Source organism: Meridianimarinicoccus sp. MJW13 (assembly GCF_014901205.1).
In the GTDB taxonomy this organism is placed as follows: domain Bacteria; phylum Pseudomonadota; class Alphaproteobacteria; order Rhodobacterales; family Rhodobacteraceae; genus Meridianimarinicoccus.
Window position 1 is genome coordinate 25,682 of record NZ_JACNMU010000007.1, and the last position, 20,287, is coordinate 45,968.

21 protein-coding genes and 1 tRNA gene are annotated in these 20,287 nt (G+C 62.8%); 6 read left to right on the plus strand and 16 right to left on the minus strand.

Annotation, left to right across the window (positions count from 1 at the left end):
* Positions 1–7: 7 nt before the first annotated feature.
* On the plus strand, positions 8–589 hold the full coding sequence (locus H8B03_RS13265; RefSeq protein WP_193142361.1) for a YceI family protein: 582 nt from the start codon (positions 8–10) through the stop codon (positions 587–589).
* Between the two features lie 21 nt (positions 590–610).
* Here the strand turns inward: H8B03_RS13265 and H8B03_RS13270 are convergent, their stop codons facing one another.
* From H8B03_RS13270 to H8B03_RS13280, 3 genes are all read right to left on the minus strand, one after another.
* Entirely contained in the window at positions 611–1,582 is a 972-nt protein-coding gene (locus H8B03_RS13270) for a Gfo/Idh/MocA family protein (RefSeq protein ID WP_193142362.1), read from the minus strand.
* Positions 1,583–1,639: 57 nt separating this feature from the next.
* Complete coding sequence (rpoH, locus tag H8B03_RS13275; RefSeq protein ID WP_193142363.1) at positions 1,640–2,533, minus strand: RNA polymerase sigma factor RpoH; 894 nt, start codon at positions 2,531–2,533, stop codon at positions 1,640–1,642.
* Between the two features lie 96 nt (positions 2,534–2,629).
* Positions 2,630–3,670, minus strand: a complete 1,041-nt coding sequence (locus H8B03_RS13280) for a pseudouridine synthase (RefSeq protein WP_193142364.1) — start codon at positions 3,668–3,670, stop codon at positions 2,630–2,632.
* A 149-nt stretch (positions 3,671–3,819) separates the two neighbouring features.
* Between H8B03_RS13280 and H8B03_RS13285 the strand changes: the two genes are divergently transcribed.
* Together H8B03_RS13285 and H8B03_RS13290 are read left to right on the plus strand one after the other, a co-directional pair.
* The gene (locus H8B03_RS13285) at positions 3,820–4,143 is read left to right on the plus strand and encodes a DUF6476 family protein (protein WP_193142365.1); all 324 of its coding nucleotides are present in this window, start codon (positions 3,820–3,822) and stop codon (positions 4,141–4,143) included.
* Positions 4,140–6,113 (plus strand): multiheme c-type cytochrome, encoded by a 1,974-nt coding sequence (locus tag H8B03_RS13290; RefSeq protein WP_226925920.1) that lies wholly within the window; start codon positions 4,140–4,142, stop codon positions 6,111–6,113. Before H8B03_RS13285 ends, H8B03_RS13290 begins: the two co-directional genes overlap by 4 nt.
* A 104-nt stretch (positions 6,114–6,217) precedes the next feature.
* On the opposite strand, the gene H8B03_RS13295 is transcribed toward H8B03_RS13290, so the two are convergent.
* The 13 genes from H8B03_RS13295 to H8B03_RS13355 all read right to left on the minus strand — a co-directional run bounded on the left by H8B03_RS13295 (position 6,218) and on the right by H8B03_RS13355 (position 17,416).
* Positions 6,218–7,813, minus strand: a complete 1,596-nt coding sequence (locus H8B03_RS13295) for an arylsulfatase (RefSeq protein ID WP_193142366.1) — start codon at positions 7,811–7,813, stop codon at positions 6,218–6,220.
* Between the two features lie 654 nt (positions 7,814–8,467).
* Positions 8,468–8,544: transfer RNA gene (locus tag H8B03_RS13300), tRNA-Arg, on the minus strand.
* Between the two features lie 62 nt (positions 8,545–8,606).
* Positions 8,607–9,827, minus strand: a complete 1,221-nt coding sequence (locus tag H8B03_RS13305) for a cysteine desulfurase (RefSeq protein ID WP_193142367.1) — start codon at positions 9,825–9,827, stop codon at positions 8,607–8,609.
* Positions 9,820–10,428 carry a YIP1 family protein gene (locus H8B03_RS13310; protein ID WP_193142368.1) on the minus strand — a complete coding sequence of 203 codons (609 nt, stop codon included), beginning with the start codon at positions 10,426–10,428 and terminating at the stop codon, positions 9,820–9,822. The genes H8B03_RS13305 and H8B03_RS13310 overlap by 8 nt, the downstream gene beginning before the upstream one ends.
* 13 nt (positions 10,429–10,441) lie before the next feature.
* Positions 10,442–10,954 carry a YIP1 family protein gene (locus H8B03_RS13315; RefSeq protein ID WP_193142369.1) on the minus strand — a complete coding sequence of 171 codons (513 nt, stop codon included), beginning with the start codon at positions 10,952–10,954 and terminating at the stop codon, positions 10,442–10,444.
* Positions 10,954–12,240 carry a SufD family Fe-S cluster assembly protein gene (locus H8B03_RS13320; protein ID WP_193142370.1) on the minus strand — a complete coding sequence of 429 codons (1,287 nt, stop codon included), beginning with the start codon at positions 12,238–12,240 and terminating at the stop codon, positions 10,954–10,956. Before H8B03_RS13320 ends, H8B03_RS13315 begins: the two co-directional genes overlap by 1 nt.
* Entirely contained in the window at positions 12,240–12,995 is a 756-nt protein-coding gene (sufC, locus tag H8B03_RS13325; RefSeq protein WP_193142371.1) for a Fe-S cluster assembly ATPase SufC, read from the minus strand. The genes H8B03_RS13320 and sufC overlap by 1 nt, the downstream gene beginning before the upstream one ends.
* Positions 12,996–13,048: 53 nt before the next feature.
* Positions 13,049–13,360 carry a heavy metal-binding domain-containing protein gene (locus H8B03_RS13330; RefSeq protein ID WP_193142372.1) on the minus strand — a complete coding sequence of 104 codons (312 nt, stop codon included), beginning with the start codon at positions 13,358–13,360 and terminating at the stop codon, positions 13,049–13,051.
* The gene (locus H8B03_RS13335; protein WP_319022482.1) at positions 13,357–13,881 is read right to left on the minus strand and encodes a cupin domain-containing protein; all 525 of its coding nucleotides are present in this window, start codon (positions 13,879–13,881) and stop codon (positions 13,357–13,359) included. The genes H8B03_RS13330 and H8B03_RS13335 overlap by 4 nt, the downstream gene beginning before the upstream one ends.
* 3 nt (positions 13,882–13,884) lie before the next feature.
* Positions 13,885–14,205, minus strand: coding sequence for a hypothetical protein (locus H8B03_RS13340; protein WP_193142373.1), 321 nt, complete (start codon positions 14,203–14,205; stop codon positions 13,885–13,887).
* 98 nt (positions 14,206–14,303) lie between these two features.
* Complete coding sequence (gene sufB / locus H8B03_RS13345; protein ID WP_193142374.1) at positions 14,304–15,830, minus strand: Fe-S cluster assembly protein SufB; 1,527 nt, start codon at positions 15,828–15,830, stop codon at positions 14,304–14,306.
* Positions 15,831–15,908: 78 nt separating this feature from the next.
* Complete coding sequence (locus H8B03_RS13350; protein ID WP_193142375.1) at positions 15,909–16,961, minus strand: cysteine desulfurase family protein; 1,053 nt, start codon at positions 16,959–16,961, stop codon at positions 15,909–15,911.
* Positions 16,958–17,416: an Rrf2 family transcriptional regulator gene (locus H8B03_RS13355; protein ID WP_193142376.1), complete on the minus strand. Its 459-nt coding sequence runs from the start codon at positions 17,414–17,416 to the stop codon at positions 16,958–16,960. The genes H8B03_RS13350 and H8B03_RS13355 overlap by 4 nt, the downstream gene beginning before the upstream one ends.
* 162 nt (positions 17,417–17,578) lie before the next feature.
* Here H8B03_RS13355 and H8B03_RS13360 point away from each other — a divergent pair, with 162 nt between their 5' ends.
* The 3 genes from H8B03_RS13360 to H8B03_RS13370 all read left to right on the plus strand — a co-directional run bounded on the left by H8B03_RS13360 (position 17,579) and on the right by H8B03_RS13370 (position 20,199).
* The gene (locus H8B03_RS13360; protein ID WP_193142377.1) at positions 17,579–18,232 is read left to right on the plus strand and encodes an alpha/beta hydrolase; all 654 of its coding nucleotides are present in this window, start codon (positions 17,579–17,581) and stop codon (positions 18,230–18,232) included.
* Entirely contained in the window at positions 18,232–18,828 is a 597-nt protein-coding gene (locus H8B03_RS13365) for an HD family hydrolase (RefSeq protein WP_193142378.1), read from the plus strand. The genes H8B03_RS13360 and H8B03_RS13365 overlap by 1 nt, the downstream gene beginning before the upstream one ends.
* Positions 18,829–18,984: 156 nt before the next feature.
* Positions 18,985–20,199 carry an NADP-dependent isocitrate dehydrogenase gene (locus H8B03_RS13370; protein ID WP_193142379.1) on the plus strand — a complete coding sequence of 405 codons (1,215 nt, stop codon included), beginning with the start codon at positions 18,985–18,987 and terminating at the stop codon, positions 20,197–20,199.
* Positions 20,200–20,287 lie beyond the last annotated feature (88 nt).

The following is a 20,287-nucleotide window of genomic DNA, read 5'->3' on the forward strand; positions in this document are numbered from 1 at the left end:
CCGTCCCATGAAACGCCTCGCCCTTCTCGCCCTCGCAACGGTTCTGCCGCTGACCGCACAGGCCGACATGGCCCGATACACGCTGGACCGCGATCACGTGGTGGTGGCTTTTCTGGTGGATCACATCGGGTATGCCAATGTACTGGGCCGGTTCCCAGATGTGTCAGGGGGCTTCGACTTTGACCCGGACACCAAGGTGTTGGGCGCGGTCGAGGTGACCATTGGCGCCGCCTCTGTCCAGACTGATCACGATGCCCGCGACGGCCATGTGCGCAGCCAGGATTTCCTGTCGGCCGAGGCGCATCCGACCTTCACCTTTACCGCCGATGGCGGCACCCCGATCACCGACACCACCGGCACCGTTACGGGCACATTGACCCTGCGGGGCGTCAGCCAGCCGCTGACCCTGGACGTGACCCTGAACCAGGTCGCCGACTACCCGTTCGGGCATAGCAAGCAGACCGTGGGCATTTCGGCGCGTGGAATGGTGAAACGGTCGGAGTTCGGGATGGACTATGGCGTCGCCAACGGCTTGGTTGGCGACGAGGTCTATCTGATCATCGAGGCCGAAGGCGTCCTTCAGGACTGACCCTCGACCCACGCGCGGCGCTCAGTCCAGCGTACGGGCGTTGGCGAAGACCTGATCGATGGCGATCTGCGTGCCCTTCGAGAACTCCAGCGGACAGGGATAGGCCGCACCGGTCCGCACCGAGGTGTTGAAGGCCGCGACCTGCAATTCGTACTGCCGGGCCGCGCCGAAGCGGTGGATCTGCACCTCGGCCCCGCCACGCTGAATCTCGACCTTGGCCTCTCCGAACACCTGCGCGTTGAAGGGCGTGGTCAGACGCAGCGTGCCGGTACGGCCGTAGAACACCATTTCCTGCGCGGGCGACAGGCGGGTCGACACCACCGCGTGATAGGTGAAGCCCGGAAACTGCGCGTCGATCTGGCTGAACACATCATAGCCGTTTTCCCAGCGGATGGCGGACCGGATCTCGCCGGGTTCCTGCCCGGTGGCGAAGCGCGCGCCGCCCATGACATAACAACCGATGTCGCGCAGGGCGCCGCCGCCCGTTTCGGCCTTGTTGCGGATGTTGTCGGGATCGGCATTGTCGAAACAGAACATGCCCGACACATGCACCAGATCACCGATGGCCCCGGCCTTGATCTGGTCGCGGGCGAACTGCCACTGCGGGTGATGCACGATCATATAGGCCTCGGCCGCCAGCAAACCGCTGTCATCGCGGGCCGCGATCAGCCGGTCGATTTCCCCGGCCTGCATCGCGATCGGCTTTTCGGTAAGCACGTGCTTGCCCGCCGCCAGTGCCTTCAGGGTCCAGTCCACATGCATCGTGTTGGGCAGCGGGATATAGACCGCATCGATGGCCGGATCGGCCAGAAGCGCGTCATAGCTGTCATGCACCGTCAGATCGGGCGCGATGGCCTGAAATCCGTCGATCTTGTCGGTCGAACGCGTGGCCAGTGCGGCCAGCTTGCCGCCCGGTGCCAGATGCAGCGCAGGCGCCATGAAATTGCGGGCAAATTGCGCGGCGCCAAGAACGCCCCAGGAAACGTGTGACATGAAAAACCCCCTGTTTTGCGCCAAGTGTTAGACGCTAACAGGGGGCGATGGCAACGGCTAGATCGCCGTCAGACCCTTCTTCTGGGCCAGGTCCTTCATGCGCTTTTGCAGCTTTTCAAAGGCCCGCACCTCGATCTGGCGGATGCGTTCGCGGCTGACATCATATTGGCCCGAAAGCTCTTCCAGCGTGACCGGGCGATCCTGCAAGCGTCGCTGCACAAGGATGTCTTTCTCGCGATCGTTCAGCGCGTCCATGGCTTCTTCCAGAAGCTCGCGCCGGACGGCCAGTTCGTCGGCCTCTTCATAGCTGCCGGCCTGATCAGCGGTTTCATCCTCAAGCCAGTCCTGCCACTGGGTCGCGCTGTCATCCTCGGATCCGACCATGGCGTTCAACGAGGCATCGCCGCCCGACATCCGGCGGTTCATCGAGATGACCTCATCCTCGGTCACGTTCAGATCATTGGCGATGCGCTTGACGTTCTCGGGGCGCAGGTCGCCATCTTCCAGCGCGCCGATGCGCGCCTTGGCCTTGCGCAGGTTGAAGAACAGTTTCTTCTGGCCCGAAGTGGTGCCCAGCTTCACCAGCGACCACGACCGCAGGATGTATTCCTGGATCGAAGCGCGGATCCACCACATGGCGTAAGTGGCCAGACGGAAACCCTTTTCCGGATCAAACCGCTTGACCGCCTGCATCAGCCCGACGTTGGCTTCCGAGATCACCTCGGCCTGCGGCAGCCCGTAGCCGCGATAGCCCATGGCGATCTTGGCGGCGAGCCGCAGGTGCGATGTGACCATCTTGTGGGCGGCCTCGGTGTCCTGATCCTCGACCCACCGTTTGGCCAGCATGTATTCCTCTTCCGGTTCCAGCATCGGAAAATGCCGGATCTCCTGAAGATACCGGTTCAGCCCCTGTTCGGGAGACGGCGCGGGAAGATTGGCAAACTTGTTCAACTGGACGGTCCCTATCGTTTTATGTTTCGCTCTTTTACATTAAATGGTGGCGCAATCATGGCGGATCAAGATGTTTCGCCAATGTTCACGAACCCGTCAAGGCCCCGAAGTCGCAGAAAGATGACATTCCAACGCCATCATATCTGCGGGTAACTCTGCGGAAAAGCTTAACATCTCGTGGCTCACGGGATGTTCAAAACCAAGTGTCGCGGCGTGCAGGGCCTGACGTGGAAACGCATCGGCGGCGGCGCGGGCTTCGGGCGGGAAGCCCTTTTTCGGCAGCCGCCGGCGTGCGCCATAGGTCTGATCGCCCAGCAACGCGTGACCGGCATAGGCCATATGCACCCGGATCTGATGGGTCCGCCCGGTTTCCAGCCAGCATTCCACGCGCGCCGCCCCCGCCGGATCGCCGAAGGTCTGCGCGACACGGGCGCGGGTGATGGCGTGGCGCCCGCCGCTGGTCAGCACCGCCTGTTTCTGCCGTTCGGTCCGATGGCGGCCGATCTGGGTGGTCAGCCGCAGGATGCCGCCAGGCTCGAACCCGACACCGGGCAGCCCGCGCAGGCGCGGATCGCCCGCATCCGGCACGCCATGCACGAAGGCAACATAGCGGCGGTTGACCGTATGCGCCTCGAATTGCGCGGCCAGCCCGTGATGGGCACGGTCGCTTTTGGCCACCACCAGCAGGCCCGAGGTGTCCTTGTCGATGCGGTGCACAATGCCGGGCCGCTTCTCGCCGCCCACGCCCGACAGGTTGTCGCCGAAATGATGCAGCAAGGCGTTGACCAGCGTACCGCCCGGCGTGCCGGGCGCGGGATGCACCACCATGCCCACGGGCTTGTTGACGACGATCAGATCGTCATCCTCGAACAGGATTTCCAGCGGGATGTCCTCGGGCCGGGTTTCGACCTCGGCCGGGGCATCGACCAGCACGGTGATCTCGTCGCCCTCGGACACCCGCGCCTTGGGATCGGTCAGCACCGTGCCGGCCCGCCGCACCGCGCCGTCGCCGATCAGCCGCGCCAGCCGCGACCGGCTGAGCGCCGCGGCGTCAGGCACATCGCGGGCAAGCGCCTTGTCCAGCCGCTTTGGCGGGTCGGCGGAAATGATGACGGTGATGGCCAGCGGCTGGGTCATGTCGGGTCCTGAATGGGGTGGTCAGCCGTACCGCCGGGACAAATTCGACGCAAGCAATCTTGGCCGGTGGGCGCAAATATTTGATCAGCGCTGACTGGCGAAATTGGTTCATGACGCGTATCAAGGCGCTCAAAGAGACAGGGCAGAAAATGACAGGCATTGTAGACAACAGCGACGCGGCCGGATCGGAGCCCGCCAACCTGCGCTTTCTGAGAGTTCTCGTCTCGGTACTGACGGCGGTGATGATCTTGGGAATCGTGACGATCGTCGGTCTGATGATCTGGAAATTCTCTGGTGACACCGCCCCGGCCCTGCCCGAGATCATCACCCTGCCCGATGGCACCGTGCCGGTGGCCGTGACCTATGGCGCGGCATGGTATGCGGTGGTGACAGCGCAGGATGAGATCCTGATTTTCGACAAGGCCACGGGTCAACTGCGCCAGCAGATCAATATTACGGTGGAAGCCCAATGATCCCCCTCACGACTGCAATGCTCCGCCCTGCCCTTGCCAGCGCAATTCTTGGCGTTGGTGCCCTGTGTGCCGCCAGCCCCGCCCATGCGCAAACCCCGCGGCTGCCCAGCTATGTCGGCAGCGACGCCTGCGTCGATTGTCATGACGACGCTTTCAAGGCCTGGTCCGGCTCGCACCACGCGCTGGCCTGGACCGCGCCCACACCGGACAATATCCTTGCCGATTTCGAGGGCACCCGCTTTTCGCTGAATGGTGAGATTTCGAAATTCGAGCGGGAAGGCGATACGTCTTATGTGACGACCCCCGGCCCGGACGGGAAGGACACGCGCTATCCGCTGGCCGGTGTCGTCGGGATCGAACCCCTTCAGCAGTACCTTCTGGAAACCGCGCCCGGCAAGTTGCAGTCCTTCGACGTGGTCTGGGATACCGAGGAAGGCCGCTGGTATCATCTCTATCCGGATCAGGAGCTGAAGCCCGGAGAAGGCCTGCACTGGACCGGACCCTACAAGACCTGGAACACACGGTGTGCCGAATGTCACGCCACCGACTATGACAAGGCCTATGATCCGCTGACCGCGACCTATTCCAGCAGCCAGGCCGAGATCGGCGTCGGCTGCGAAGCGTGCCATGGCCCGTCAAAGGCGCATTTGGAATGGGCCGAATTGCAGGACAACTTTGATCATGCCGCCTGGACAGACGTGGGCTTGAAGGGGTTGACCCTGAATTTCGACGCGCTGGATGCTGCCGCGGAAATATCGCAATGCGCCGGCTGTCATTCCCGCCGCGAGCCCTTCGGGGATCGCAGCCCCGAGCCGGGCACCCCGTTTCACGATTCCTATCGGTTGGCCTTGTTGCGCGAGGGTGCCTATCACGCCGACGGCCAGATCCAGGACGAGGTCTATGTCTACGGCTCGTTCCTGCAATCGAAAATGTATGACAAGGGCGTGCGGTGCAGCGACTGCCACGATCCCCATGCCGCGCGCCTGAAGGCGGACGGCAACGCGGTCTGCACCCAATGTCATTCGACCGCCGGCAACACCCGGTTCCCGACCCTGCCACTGGCCGACTATGACAGCCCCGAGCATCATTTCCATCCCGAGGCCAGCGACGGCGCCCAGTGCAAATCCTGCCACATGATCGAACGGGTTTACATGGGGACCGACGGGCGCCGCGATCACTCGTTCCGGGTGCCGCGCCCCGATCTGACGGTCGAGATCGGCACCCCCAACGCCTGCAACGACTGCCATACCGACCAGACCGCGGCTTGGGCCGCGCAGGTTCTGGACGAGAAATTCCCCGACAGCGCACATCGTGGACCGCATTTCGCAACCACCTTTGCTGCCGCGCGGGTCGCACCGGCGACGCAGACCTCGGCGCTGATGGACATCGCGCGGGAAACCTCGATGCCGGGCATCGTGCGCGCCTCGGCGCTGGATCTTCTGGGCCTGGCCAGCACGCCTGACATTGCTGACCTGATGGAGCCGCTTCTGGCCGACGAAGATCCGCTGGTGCGCGCCGCCGCCGTGTCCGTGCAACGCGGGGCCGAGCCGGTCACGCGGGTGCAGCGGCTGGCCAACCTTCTGGGCGATCCGGTGAAACTGGTCCGGCTGGCAACGGTGCGCGAGTTCCTCGACGCGCCGCCCATGCGCCTGCCCGACCGGCTTCAGCGTAACCTGGAAAGCGCCATGGCGGAATGGCAAGGCGGGCTGACCGCACGCGCGGATTTCCCCGAAACCCAGATGATCCTTGGTGGTCTTGGCCTGACCATGCGCAACATGCCGGCCGCGCTTGCCGCCTTTGGCGAAGCGGTGGAGCAGGATCCGCAGATGGAGGACGCCTGGGTCATGATGATCCGCATCCAGGCCGCCGTGGGAGACGTGACAGGCGCGCGGGCGACGGTGCGGCGCGGGCTCATCAAGAACCCTGACAGCGCGATCCTGCGACAGTATCTGCTGGAGCTTCAGCCCTAGGAAGCAAGGCCGCCGGAGCACATCAACCACGGCGCGACGCCCCCCAAAAAAAATGACCGGACCCGCGGTGGCGGATCCGGTCTTTTTCTGTCCCAGTCGGACGCTTACGGCGTGCCGGCCGGGGCCGTCAGTTTCTCCATCACCTTGTCGAGGCTGAACGAGGCAGCTTCCTGACGCGGCGGGAATTCCTGGAAGGTCTCAAGGAAGGCACCCACGTACTGCTGTGCCGGCACCAGGAAGTAGGCCCGGTCAAGCATCCAGTCGTAGAAGGTGTTCGACGTGCGATAGGCGCGCTCGTAGGGATCGCGGCGCAGGTTGAAGATCAGCGGCACCCGCAGCGGTGTCAGCGGCTCCATCCAGGCGCGGAAAGTGCCCCAGGCCTTCTGCTCCAGGAAGGTGATCTTCCAGTCGTCGAAGCGCAGCGCGGCAAGGTCGCCATCATCGGTGAAGTAGAAGATCTCCCGACGCGGGCTCTTGTCGGTTTCACCGGTCAGCAGCGGCAGGATGTTGTAGCCATCCAGGTGCACCTTGTAGTCACGGCCCAGTTCCGAAACCGTCACGCCGGTCAGCAGATCTTCCTTGACCGTTTCATTGCCGGCCGCGGCCAGGAACGTTGGCAGCCAGTCCATATGATGCACGATCTCGTTGACGACGCCGCCTTCGGCGATCTTGCCGGGCCAGCGCACCATTGCCGGAACCCGCCATGCGCCTTCCCACTGGGTGTTCTTTTCGCCCCAGAACGGCGTCATCGCGGCATCGGGCCAGGTGTTCATATGCGGACCGTTGTCGGTCGAATAGAACACGATGGTGTTGTCGGCGATCCCAAGCTCGTCGATCTTGTCGAGGAACTGACCGATGTGCAGATCGTGTTCGATCATGCCTGCGGTGTATTCGTCGACATTGCGACCGGCCATTTCATTGGCCTTGGCACGCATTTCGGGCTTCACATGCGTACGGAAGTGCATCCGGGTGCCCGACCACCAGACAAACCACGGGGTGTCCGAGGCTTCCTGACGCTCGATGAAGTCCAGTGCCGCGGCGACGGTTTCGTCATCGACGGTTTCCATGCGCTTCTTCGTCAGCGGGCCGGTGTCTTCGATATTGCCGTCTGCCGAGGACTTGACCACGCCGCGCGGACCGAAGGACTCGCGGAAGGTCGACCCATCGGGCAGCACCATATCGCCGGGGTAATCCTCGTTCTCGGGCTCTTCCTCGGCGTTCAGGTGATAGAGGTTGCCGAAGAACTCGTCGAAGCCATGGTTGGTCGGCAGATGCTCATCCCGGTCGCCCAGGTGGTTCTTGCCGAACTGGCCGGTGGCATAGCCCTGGGCCTTCAGCAGGCCCGCGATGGTCGGATCTTCGACCTGCATGCCTTCTTCGGCGCCCGGCAGACCAACCTTGGACAGGCCGGTGCGGAACACAGATTGCCCCATGATGAAGGATGACCGCCCGGCGGTGCAGGACTGTTCGCCGTAATAGTCGGTGAACATCAGACCTTCTTCGGCGATGCGGTCGATGTTGGGCGTGTGATACCCCATCAGACCGCGCGTATAGGCGGAAATGTTGGACTGGCCGACATCGTCGCCCCAGATCACAAGTATGTTCGGCTTTTCGTCCTGCGCCACGGCCATGCTGGCCGCAAGGGCCAACGAGACCACTGTCGCTGCCGAAAAGCCGATCCTGACGGCTCTTGATTGCATTCGAATTACTCCCTGTTGTTTTCTTCAAAGACTGTCCGGTTACGCCGATACGTGTTTGGGAAGAAACCTAGCTTGCTTCATTGGTTTGGCAAAAGCGTGACTGCAAGAAGACATCACTCCTATTCTGTACCAGACGGCCATGCGGCCATGAGAACACTAGCCTTCCGGCGCGCTTCGCGAAAGCCCATGCTCTTGCAGCCCACCGGTCCAAGGCACCGCGCAACGGTACACGACCCTACTGTGGCCCAGCAAAGGGCGCAGATCAAACGACAATTTCGGGAAATTCGAAACGGTGCCGAGGGGCCGTGCGGGTCAAATGTACTGCAGAGGTGCGGCAGGTTCCGACCCATCGGCCCGAGAAACACGTTCCCGCGCAAGGTGTTGGGATGCAATTAGCCTGATATGTCGATGACATATATGGGGTGCCGGTTGACCGGCCTCATCATACCATTGAGGAGTCGCTCGAATGTGCCACGTAATTTCCCTCAAAGCATTGGGGAATATGGGATTATTCCGGCCTGCTCCGGAAGAAAATGGTCCTGAGACTGGCTTTTGCAGTGCCTTTGCCCTGCGGCCGGAACGAGGGGTTTCGAACACCTAGTCTAGCCCTGTTTTTCAAGGCCTTCGGTGAGTTCTACAGCAACGAATGTGAGGTGGCGCACCTGAGAGGATTCGAACCTCTGGCCTCTGCCTTCGGAGGGCAGCGCTCTATCCAGCTGAGCTACAGGTGCGTGCGGGTCCGTATAGGCAAAGCCGCGGGACCGCGCAACTTGGAAATCGCGCGCGAGCCCCGTCAGGCGAAAAATTCGTGGCAAAGCTCAAGGGCATCGACCAGAACGTCGACCTCGGCCTTGGTATTGTAAAGGCCGAAGGAGGCACGGCAGGTGGCCGGGACGCCCAGGTATTCCATCAGCGGCTGAGCGCAATGGTGCCCGGCGCGCACCGCGACGCCCTTTTTGTCCAGCACTGTCGAAATGTCATGCGCATGGGCAGCCCCCTCCAGAGTGAAAGAGAAAATCGCAGCCTTGTCAGCGGATTGCCCCTGAACGTTCAACCAATTCAGCCCATCCAGACGGGTGCGGGCATAGTCGCGCAAAGCCTGTTCATGGGCCGCGACATTGTCCATGCCCAACCCCATCAGGTACTCCAGCGCCGCCCCCAGCCCGATCATCTGCACGATGCCCGGCGTGCCGGCTTCGAACTTCATCGGCGGGCTGTTGTAGGTCACGCAGTCCCGCGACACGTCGCGGATCATGTCGCCGCCGCCCAAGAAGGGCTGCATCTCGGCCATGCGCTCGGGCTTGACATAGATCGCGCCGGACCCCGAGGGCCCATACAGCTTGTGCCCGGTGATCGCGTAGAAATCACAGTCCAGATCGGCCACATCCACCGGCATGTGCACCGCCCCCTGAGAGCCGTCCACCAGCACCGGCACACCCTTGGCATGGGCCGCCGCGATGATCGTCTTCACGTCAACCACGGTGCCCAGCACGTTGGAAAGCTGGGTGATGGCCACCAGTTTGGTCTTCGGGCCGATGGCGTCGATGACCTTTTGCGGGTCCAGATCGCCGCGCGCGTCCACATCAACCCATTTCAGCACCACCCCCTGCCGTTCGCGCAGGAAGTGCCAGGGTATGATGTTGGCGTGATGCTCCATGACCGACAGCACGATCTCGTCGCCGGCCTGCATCCGTGGCGCTGCCCAACCGTAAGACACCATGTTGATGCCCTCGGTGGTGCCCGAGTTCATGATGATGCTGTCCTCGGAAGCCGCGCCCAGGAACCGCGCAATGGTGCCGCGCACGGCCTCGTAGTTCTCGGTGGCGAGGTTCGACAGGAAATGCAGCCCGCGATGAACGTTGGAATACTCCTCGGCATAGGCGCGCGTCACCGCGTCGATGACCACCTGCGGCTTCTGCGCCGAGGCGCCATTGTCCAGGTAGACCAGCGGCTTGCCATTCACCTCGCGCGACAGGATCGGGAAATCGGCGCGGATCGTTTCTATGTCAAACATTCAGAGCTCCGGGCCCGACAATACCAAGCAGGCTAAGGACGATGGACAGCACGAAGGTCAGGGCAAAGGCCGACACCAGGATCATCACGAAGACCAGCGGCAGCGACTTGAACCCGTGCAGCGTGGCCACGAAGTTGGTGAACAGCCACAGGAACAGGACCAGGCCGACGATGCCCAGCACGTCGGCCAGCGGCGGGGCCAGCAACAGGGCAAGGGTCTGCAGCACCTGCAGGCAGGCCAGCACGAACTGCAGCCAGACCACGATGGACAGGGCGCCGTTGTAACTGCCGGTGCCGCCCATCATCCGCCCGATGCGATAGGTGGCATGGACCATCACCACCAGCAGCACCAACTGGATGCCACACATGGCCAGCGGATACATCAGGAACGGATTGTTGAGCGCCGACTCGCCGGCTACCAGCAGCAGACTGCCCTGCCCGATCACCACCGAGGCCGTGACCACCGCCACCAGGGCCATCCACAGGATCTGGTTGGGGAAATGCGCCCCGATCACCGCACGCGCGCCAGCGCGCGGGTCGCGGATGCTTGCCACGGCGGCCCGGATGAGCCCCCCAAGCGTCAAATCAAACGTACTGTTCACCATAGATCCTGACCTAGGAGCCTGCCACGTCGGACGCAACCGGTTCCGCGCGTTCGGCCTCGCGCAGGGTTGCGACCCATAGCAGCGCGAACACCAGAAGAGAGACCAGCGTGACCGCATCCAGCGCGACCCCCGGTCCAAGAAATCCGGACACCATGCCCCGCAGCAGCCAAAACGGGCTGAGCGCCACAAGCGTCCAGAAGGTTGCCATGCGGGCACGGTACCAGGTGCCCTGTCCGCCCAGCAACCGCGCCACCAGATGCGCCAGCGCCGCCAGCGCATAGAACGCCAGCGGCGCCATGAAGATCCAGACCAGAACCTCGCCCGAGGCCAGTTCGGCCATGTCGTGGTTCGGATCCAGTGCCGCCTGCCGCGACAGACGCGGCCATTGCGCGACGAACACCAACACACATCCCAGCATCAGGTAGGCCAGCGCCCGACCTTCATGCGCCGGACCGGCCAGCAGCCGCCGCAGCACCTGTCGCGGGTGGCGATAGGTGGCCAGGATGTCGGTGGTGACCGCCATCAACCGGCGCGCCGCCGCGCAAGCCAGGCTTCCAGACGCGCCAGGATTTCCGCCGCCAGGGTCTCGTCCTCGATCTCCTCGATGGCTTCGGCCAGGAAGGCCAGCGTCAGCAGATCGGTGGCCGGACCTTCCTCGATCCCGCGGGAGCGCAGGTAGAACAGCCCTTCCTCGTCGATCGCGCCCGAGGTCGACCCGTGTGAACAGACCACGTCATCGGCATATATCTCCAGTTCGGGCTTTGCCAGAAACTGGCTGTCGCCGTCCAGAAGCAGCGACTGGCTGATCTGGTAGCCGTCGGTTTTCTGCGCACCCGCCTTCACAAGGATCTTGCCCTGAAAAACGCCGGTGGCGCCGTTGCGCAGCACCTTCTTGAACACCTGGCGGCTTTCGCAGTTCAGGGCGTCATGGGTAATGAACACCGTGTCGTCATGGTGAAAATCGCCATCCCCGACACAGGCACCGGCCACATGGGCCACCGCATTGTCGCCGGTCAGTTCCAGCACGCACTCGTTGCGGGTCAGCACGCCATTGGCGGTCAGGGTGAAGGACTTGAACACCGATTCCGCGCCCAGACGGGCAAAGATGTGGGTCGCGGCGCGGCGCTCGTGATCGCGCCCCTGCGCGCGTACATGATGGAAGGCGGCACCATCGGCCACATCCACCTCCAGCACCTTGTTGAAGCGGGCAGCGGCGGGGCCGTTTTCCAGAAGGGTCAGATCGGCACCGGCATCCAGACGCACCACGTGATGCAGGATCGCATCGGAGTTCGCGTCCGCGTGCAGATAGATCAGCGACACCGGTTTGGCAGCCTTGCCGGTGACATGGATCAGCACGCCATCAGTGGCAAAAGCCGTGTTCAGAGCCGCCAGCGGGCGATCGACCGGATCCTGCCCGCGGGCTTCCAGCACACCGTAAAGATCCTTGGACCAATGGATGTCGTGGCCTTCCGCATCGGCCAGCCGTTCGATGGACACCCCTGCCAGATCAAGATTATCCGAGGCTTCGGCATCATAGACGCCGTCCACGAAGACGATCTTCACGCGATCGACCTCGCCAAAGACCGGTGTCTCGTAAGTGTCAAAGACGGCTGCCGGCGCCGCCTCGGGCGCGACCAGCGTGTCGGGGCGGGTGTATTTCCAGTACTCGTCACGCCGGCCGGGCAGACCCATGGCGCGCAGCCGGGTCAGGGCCTCGGCCCGGTTGCTGGCCAGCGCGCGCGACTCTGGCAGGGTCAACCCCGCCAGACGCGCCTCGGTGGCATCCAGTTTCGGTTGCGTCAGCGCCATCACACCGCCTCCGCAAGGATGTCGGCATAGCCGTTGTGCTCAACCTCAAGCGCCAGTTCCGGGCCACCGGATTTCACGATGCGGCCATCGGCCATGATGTGCACCACATCCGGTTTGATGTGATCCAGCAGACGCTGGTAATGGGTGATGACGAGGAACGACCGGCCCTGGCTGCGCAGGGCATTCACGCCTTCGGCCACCAGTTTCATGGCATCGACGTCCAGGCCCGAGTCGGTTTCGTCCAGCACGCACATCTTCGGTTCCAGCATCGCCATCTGCAGGATCTCGTTGCGCTTCTTCTCGCCGCCCGAAAAGCCGACGTTGACCGGGCGTTTCAGCATGTCGGCGTCGATCTTCAGGGCCTTGGCCTTGGCGCGGATCAGCTTGAGGAAGTCGGCGGCGCTGAGTTCCTCTTCGCCGCGCGCCTTGCGCTGCGAATTCACCGCGGTGCGCAGGAAGGTCATGTTGCCGACGCCGGGAATTTCCACCGGGTACTGAAAGGCCAGGAACAGGCCAAGGGCGGCCCGCTCTTCCGGTTCAAGCTCCAGCAGGTCATGGCCATCCAGAGTGGCCGCGCCCTCGGTCACCTCATAGCCGTCGCGTCCGGACAGCACGTAGGACAGGGTCGATTTGCCCGAGCCGTTGGGGCCCATGATGGCATGGACCGATCCGGGCTCGATGCTCAGGTCCACACCCTTGAGGATTCGCTTGTCCTCTTCTTCAAGTTTGACGTGGAGGTTCTTGATTTCCAACATGAATCGGTTCCGCTTCTGACGTATTTCCATGAACAGGCCGGGGCCTGTCCGGTTTAACTGATGCTGACGGCGGTGCCCGAGGCGGACACCATCAGCATATTGTTGACAACTTCATAGTCCAGATCGACGCCGACCACGGCATTGCCGCCGGCCTGTTTGGCGCGATGTTCCATTTCGGCCAGCGCCGTAGCGCGCGCCTCGCCCAGAGACTTCTCATAGGCGCCCGACCGGCCGCCGATGATATCGGTGATGCCCGCGAACACATCGCGGAACACGTTGGCGCCCAGAATGGCCTCGCCCACCACGATGCCGTGGTAGCGGGCGATCTTGTGGCCTTCGATTGTATTGGTGGTGGTCACGATCATCCCAGATCCTCTTCGTCCCAATACCCGCGCCCGTCCTCGCGCTTACCCACATGCAGCAGATGGGCCTGCATGAAGCTGGTGCCGGGCGCGATGCCGATGGCGGCGAACTTGCCGCTGTCGGGATACTCCGCGATGTCCGGATCATGCGTCGTGCTGATCCCCACATAGCGCAGCGTGTCGGTGCCGGTGTTGATCAACTGATGCGCCGTGTCCGGACCGCCCCTTGGGGCAAGGCACACATCGCCGGCCTGCACCGGATGCTCGCCCGCGCCGAAGCGATAGATCCCGCTTCCCTCCAGGATGACGAAGGCCTCGTCATTGCCCAGATGGTTGTGGAAGGGAAACGCCCGCTTGCCCGGTTCGACCGTCACATACATCAGGCCCAGATTGCCCATCCCCAGCCGCGTGCCGAAAGAGTTCAGCGCCGCGCCGAAGCGGGTCGAGGGCCGGTCGGGGCCGCGCTGGATCAACTCCAGATCGGCCAACCTGACCACGGGATGGGTGTTCGCGTGACCTGCCACCGTCTAACCCCTGTTCAGAACCATGGCGCCGGCGACCTTGCGGACGAAATCGGCCATGCCTTCCGGACCCGAGGCCCGATCTTTCAGGTGGATCGACACATCCGGGCGCTGTTCGGCAATCAACCCGACCAGATCGCCCCGGATATTGTCGTCCAGCCCCGCGCCCATGATGACGCAGGAAATCGAGGGTTCGGTATCAAGCTGGCGCATGACCTCGCCGTGGTCATGGGCGCCCAGCCAGCGCACCGGCAGGTCCTCCAGTTGATCGGCCAGATGTCCGACGATGCCGGGCAGTTTGCCCACAAGCAATACAACAGGTTGCATGATCTTTCCTCCGCTAGCCACGCCATCGCGCACCACGCCGGGAATCGCCAGGGCGCCCAACGCGTTCGCAGATGGCCCATGGCCGGAGTATAGCATCATCAGCCCACCGAGCCTTCCAGAGAGATCGCCACCAGTTGCTGCGCCTCCATGGCAAACTCCATCGGCAGCGCCTGCAGCACTTCGCGGCAGAATCCGTTGACCACCAGGGCCACCGCTTCTTCCTCGTCCATGCCGCGCTGTCGGCAATAGAACAGCTGGTCGTCATCCACCTTGGAGGTCGTCGCCTCGTGTTCCACCCGGCTGGAGTTGTTGCGCACCTCGATATAGGGCACTGTATGCGCCCCGCACTCGCCGCCGATCAACAGGCTGTCGCACTGGGTATAGTTGCGGCTGTCCTTGGCCTTGGGATGCATCGACACAAGCCCGCGATAGGTGTTCTGGGCCTTGCCCGCCGAGATCCCCTTCGAGACAATCCGCGACTTGGTGTTCTTGCCCAGGTGCACCATCTTGGTACCAGTGTCGGCCTGCTGATAGTTGTTGGTGATGGCGATGGAATAGAACTCGCCCTGGCTGTCATCACCGCGCAGGATGCAGGATGGGTATTTCCACGTCACCGCCGAGCCGGTTTCAACCTGCGTCCACATCACCTTGGACCGGTCGCCCCGACAATCGGCGCGCTTGGTCACGAAGTTGTAGATGCCGCCCTTGCCGTTTTCGTCGCCGGGGAACCAGTTCTGGACGGTCGAGTATTTCACCTCGGCGTCTTCCTCGATGATGATCTCGACCACCGCCGCGTGCAGTTGCGCCACGTCGCGCTGCGGCGCGGTGCAGCCTTCCAGATAGGAGACATAGCTGCCCTTGTCGGCAATGATCAGCGTCCGTTCGAACTGGCCGGTGTTTTCCGCGTTGATGCGGAAATAGGTCGACAGTTCCATCGGGCAACGCACGCCCGGCGGGACGTAGACAAAGGAGCCGTCCGAAAACACGGCCGAGTTCAGCGTGGCATAGAAATTGTCCGAAACCGGCACGACCGACCCAAGGTACTTCTTGACCAGATCGGGGTGGGTCTTGATGGCTTCCGAAATCGAGCAGAAGATCACGCCGGCCTGCTTCAACTCCTTCTGGAAGGTGGTGCCCACGGACACGGAATCGAACACCGCGTCCACGGCGACCTTGCGGCCCTCGGCCGGGGCATCCTCGGCGCCTTCCACCCCGGCCAGAATCATCTGTTCCTTCAGCGGGATGCCCAGCTTTTCATAGGTGGCCAGCAGCTTGGGATCGACATCGTCCAGCGACTTGGGCTTCTCGCTCATGCTTTTCGGACGGGCGTAGTAATACTGGTCCTGAAAGTCGATCTTGGGATAGCTGACCATCGCCCAGTCGGGTTCGTCCAGCTGGGTCCAGCGTTCGAAGGCCTTCAGACGCCATTCGGTCATCCATTCGGGCTCTTCGTTCTTTTCCGAGATCAGCCGCACGATGTCGGGGGACACGCCCTTGGGAGCGTATTCCATCTCGATCTCGGTATCCCACCCGTATTTGTACTTGCCCGCCATCGACTGGACGGTTTCGACGGTTTCCCGATCGACGCCTTCGCGAACTTCGGTTTGGGTGTCCAATGCAGCCATCCTGTTGTTCCGTTCCTTCCGTCAGCACTGTCGTGCCGCTTGTTTGTCCGCGCCGGTCGGCGGGTTCATCTGCTGCGCTCAGGCGGCGCGGTTTCGGACCTTGGCATAGGCGCGGGTCCAGGTTTCTGCGAAGCGTTCCACTTCGTCCAATGTCGTCGTCGGTCCCAGCGACACCCGAAGGGCGCAAGACGCCTGCTCCGGCGGATAGCCCATCGCCCGCAGCACGGCGCTTTCGCGCACCTTGCCGGACGAGCACGCCGACCCCGCCGAAACCGCGAACCCGGCCAGATCCATCTGCATGACCTGAGTCTCGCCTTTCCAGCCGGGAGCAATCACGCAGGAGGTGTTGGGGAGTCGCTCCACCGATTTCCCGACAAAAATAGTCTCATTCGTTCCGGCTTCCAATGATGAATCTAGAACTTTTCTAATTTCCGCAGTTTTTTCCCAGATCCCATCGGCCAGTTCGCGCGCCGCTGCTTCAGCTGCGGCCCCGAAGCCCGCGATTCCAATCAGGTTTTCGGTTCCGGAACGGCGGCCCATCTCTTGCCCGCCGCCTTTGATCCGGGCGGCGACCTCGGTGCCGCGTTTCAGCACCAATGCACCGATCCCCTTCGGGCCGCCCAATTTGTGCGCAGAGATGAGGCCCATCTCGACCCCGGACCAATCGAAAGCCACCGGCAGTTTTCCAAAGGCCTGGGTGAAATCGCAGACCGCCAGCCCCTCGGGCAGCGGCTGCACGATGCCGGTTTCGCTGTTGGCGGCCTGCAAGGCTGTGGCCGCCGGATCGCCCACCGCAACCTGCCCATTGTTGTCGCAGGCCAGATCGCACCGCGTCCAGGCACGCACCGCGTCGTGTTCGATGTTCGACGACGACAGATCGCGACCTGCCAGCGCCAGCGCCGCGGCCTCGGTCGCGCCCGACGTGAACACGATATCCGCCGCCTGCGCCCCGAAAGCTTCGGCCACCTGCGCCCGCGCCTTTTCCAGAACCGCCGTTGCGGCACGGCCCTCGGCATGGACAGACGACGGGTTGCCCACCAGATCCATGGCCGCGATCATCGCCGCGCGCGCCTCGGGGCGCAGCGGCGTCGTGGCGTTCCAGTCCAGATAGACGCGGGATCGGCGGCTCATTCGTCGACGATCTTCAACAGGCTGGGCACCGCCGGACAGGGCGCCAATTCGTTGCTGACGATGTCCGACAGGCGGGTTTGGTGCAGGAAAACATAGACATGCGCCGAGAAGCTTTCCCATAACCGGTTGGTCAGCGACTGCGCCCGCGACCCCGACAGCCCGCCCGAAGCCGCCCCCCCGGTGTGCAGGGCGCTGACGGTTTCATCCACCGCCCCCAGAATTTCCGACACCCGGATATCGGTCGGCGACCGCGACAGCCGATAGCCACCGCCCGGACCACGCACGGAATCCACCAGCCCGGCCCGGCGCAATTTGACAAACAATTGCTCCAGATAAGCCAGCGAAATGTCCTGCCGTTTCGCGATTTCACCCAGGGTGACCAACGTATCTGCGGGTTGAAGCGCCAGATCCGTCAGAGCCACCATGGCATATCTGCCCTTTGTGGAGAGTTTCATGGCTCCAAACCCCCTGCGCCATTGACCATTCTCGCCGGGATGGTTACTTGCAAATCCCGAGAAACAAAACCCGCTGAGTTCATTAGAATTGTTCTAAGTTTCCGAGGATCGGGCGTCAAGCCACCTCGCAGAGCCGTCAGCGCAAGGAGAGTCAACCGCCCGATGCCCGAGGTAATCTTTCCCGGCCCCGAAGGCCGTCTTGAAGGTCGTTATCATCCGCAGAAGGCGAAAGACGCCCCCATCGCCATCGTTCTGCACCCGCACCCGCAATTTGGCGGGACCATGAACAACCGGGTCGTCTATAACCTGCACTATGCGTTCTTCAACATGGGCTTCACCGTGCTGCGGTTCAATTTCCGCGGTGTAGGGCGCAGCCAGGGCGAATACGATCAGGGCGTGGGCGAGCTTTCGGATGCTGCCGCGGCGCTCGACTACCTGCAGTCGATGAACCAGAACTCGAAGCATTGCTGGGTTGCCGGGTTTTCCTTCGGTGCCTGGATCGGAATGCAACTGCTCATGCGGCGTCCCGAGATCACCGGCTTTGTCTCGGTCAGCCCGCCCGCCAACATGTACGATTTCTCGTTCCTGGCGCCTTGCCCGTCCTCGGGCCTGATCATCAACGGCATGAACGATCGCGTGGCACCGCCCGCCGATACCCAGTCGCTGGTCGGCAAGCTGCACGAGCAGAAGGGCATCACCGTCACCCACGAGGAAATCGACGGCGCCGGGCACTTCTTCGAAGATCCGCATATGGACACGATGATCGGTTCGGTGGACGACTATGTCCGCCGCCGCCTGACCGAAACCTCGCGCTGATGGCCGACGGCAGCACGACGGGCGACCGTCTGGACCGGCAACTCGATTTCCTGGTGGAGATCGACAAGCTGAAGACCATCGTGCGGGCCTCGCCCATTGCCGACGGCTCGCGCCGCGAAAACTCGGGCGAGCACAGCTGGCATCTGGCCATGTTCGCCCTGATCCTTTCCGATCAGGCCGGGCCCGAGGTCTCGATCGACCGGGTCATCCGCATGTTGCTGATCCACGACATCGTCGAGATCGACGCGGGCGACTTCCCGATCCACGAAGCGCATGACGAAGCCGCCAAGGAAGCCGCCGAACGCAAGGCCGCCGATCGGCTGTTCGGACTGCTGCCCGCCGATCAGGGATCCGACCTGCGCAGGCTCTGGGACGAGTTCGAGACCGGCGAAAGCCCCGACGCCCGTTTTGCCCGCGCGCTGGACCGCTGCCAGCCGCCGCTGCTGAACATGGCTTCGGGCGGCGGAAGCTGGATCTTGCACAACGTGACGCTGGAGAACATCGACACCCGCGTGGGCATCCCGGCCAAGCGCGGAGCGCCAGGGCTTTGGGAGCGGGTCCGGCACCGCATCCTGCCCTTTTTCCAGACCAACTGACCCAAGTCCCCCCGCGCATCATGCGCGGGGTTTTCGTTTCGGGTGCGTCCTGCACGGCATTTTTGTATACAACGGCATACAAACCCTTTCCCCGCGCCTCCGAATTCGATATGACAAGGACACCGAGACTCAGCATCACCGCAAACGAGGTGCCCCGTGACCAAGATCAAGGTAGACAACCCCATCGTCGAGATGGACGGCGACGAGATGACCCGCATCATCTGGCAATTCATCAAGGACAAGCTGATCCTGCCGTATCTGGATTTGGATCTTCTGTATTACGACCTGGGCATCGAGGAGCGTGATCGCACCGATGACCAGATCACCATCGATGCCGCCGAAAAGACCAAGGAAGTCGGCGTCGCGGTCAAATGCGCCACCATCACGCCCGACGAGGCGCGGGTAGAGGAATTCGGGCTCAAGCGCATGTATCGCTCGCCCAACGGCACCATCCGCAACATCATCGGCGGTGTGATCTTCCGCCAGCCGATCATCTGCCGCAACGTGCCGCGCCTGGTGCCGGGCTGGACCCAGCCCGTCGTGGTGGGTCGTCACGCCTATGGTGACCAGTATCGCGCCACCGATTTCCGCTTCCCCGGCCCCGGCAAGATCACCATCAAGTTCGAAGGCGCGGACGGCGAGGTCATCGAGCGCGAGGTCTTCGATGCACCCGGCTCGGGCGTGACCATGGCGATGTACAACCTCGACAAGTCGATCTACGACTTTGCGCGGGCGTCGTTCAACTATGCGCTGGGGTTGAAATGGCCGCTGTATCTGAGCACCAAGAACACCATCCTGAAAGCCTATGACGGCCGCTTCAAGGACATCTTCGAAGAGGTCTACGAGACGGAATTCAAGGACAAGTTCGCCGACGCCAAGATCTGGTACGAACACCGGCTGATCGACGACATGGTGGCCTCGGCGCTGAAATGGTCGGGCGGCTATGTCTGGGCCTGCAAGAACTACGATGGCGACGTGCAGTCCGACACCGTGGCGCAGGGCTTCGGCTCGCTCGGGTTGATGACCTCGCAACTGATGACTCCGGACGGCAAGATCGTCGAGGCCGAGGCCGCGCATGGCACGGTCACCCGGCACTATCGTCAGCATCAGCAGGGGCATCAGACCTCGACCAACTCCATCGCGTCGATCTTCGCCTGGACCGGCGGCCTGAAGCATCGGGCCAAGCTGGACAACAACGCCCCCCTGAAAGCCTTTGCCGAGACGCTGGAAAAAGTGATCGTGGACACCGTGGAGTCGGGCTTCATGACCAAGGATCTGGCGCTGCTGGTGGGCCCCGATCAGGGCTGGCTGACGACCATGGGCTTCCTTGAGAAGATCGATGAAAATCTGAACAAGGCGCTGGTTGGTTAAGCCAACAAGGAGCGCATTTTGTCGGCCAGGCCCCACGGTGGGCCTGGCAACTTAAGTCAGCCTTGCTGCCCTAGTTCGTCTGCGTTAT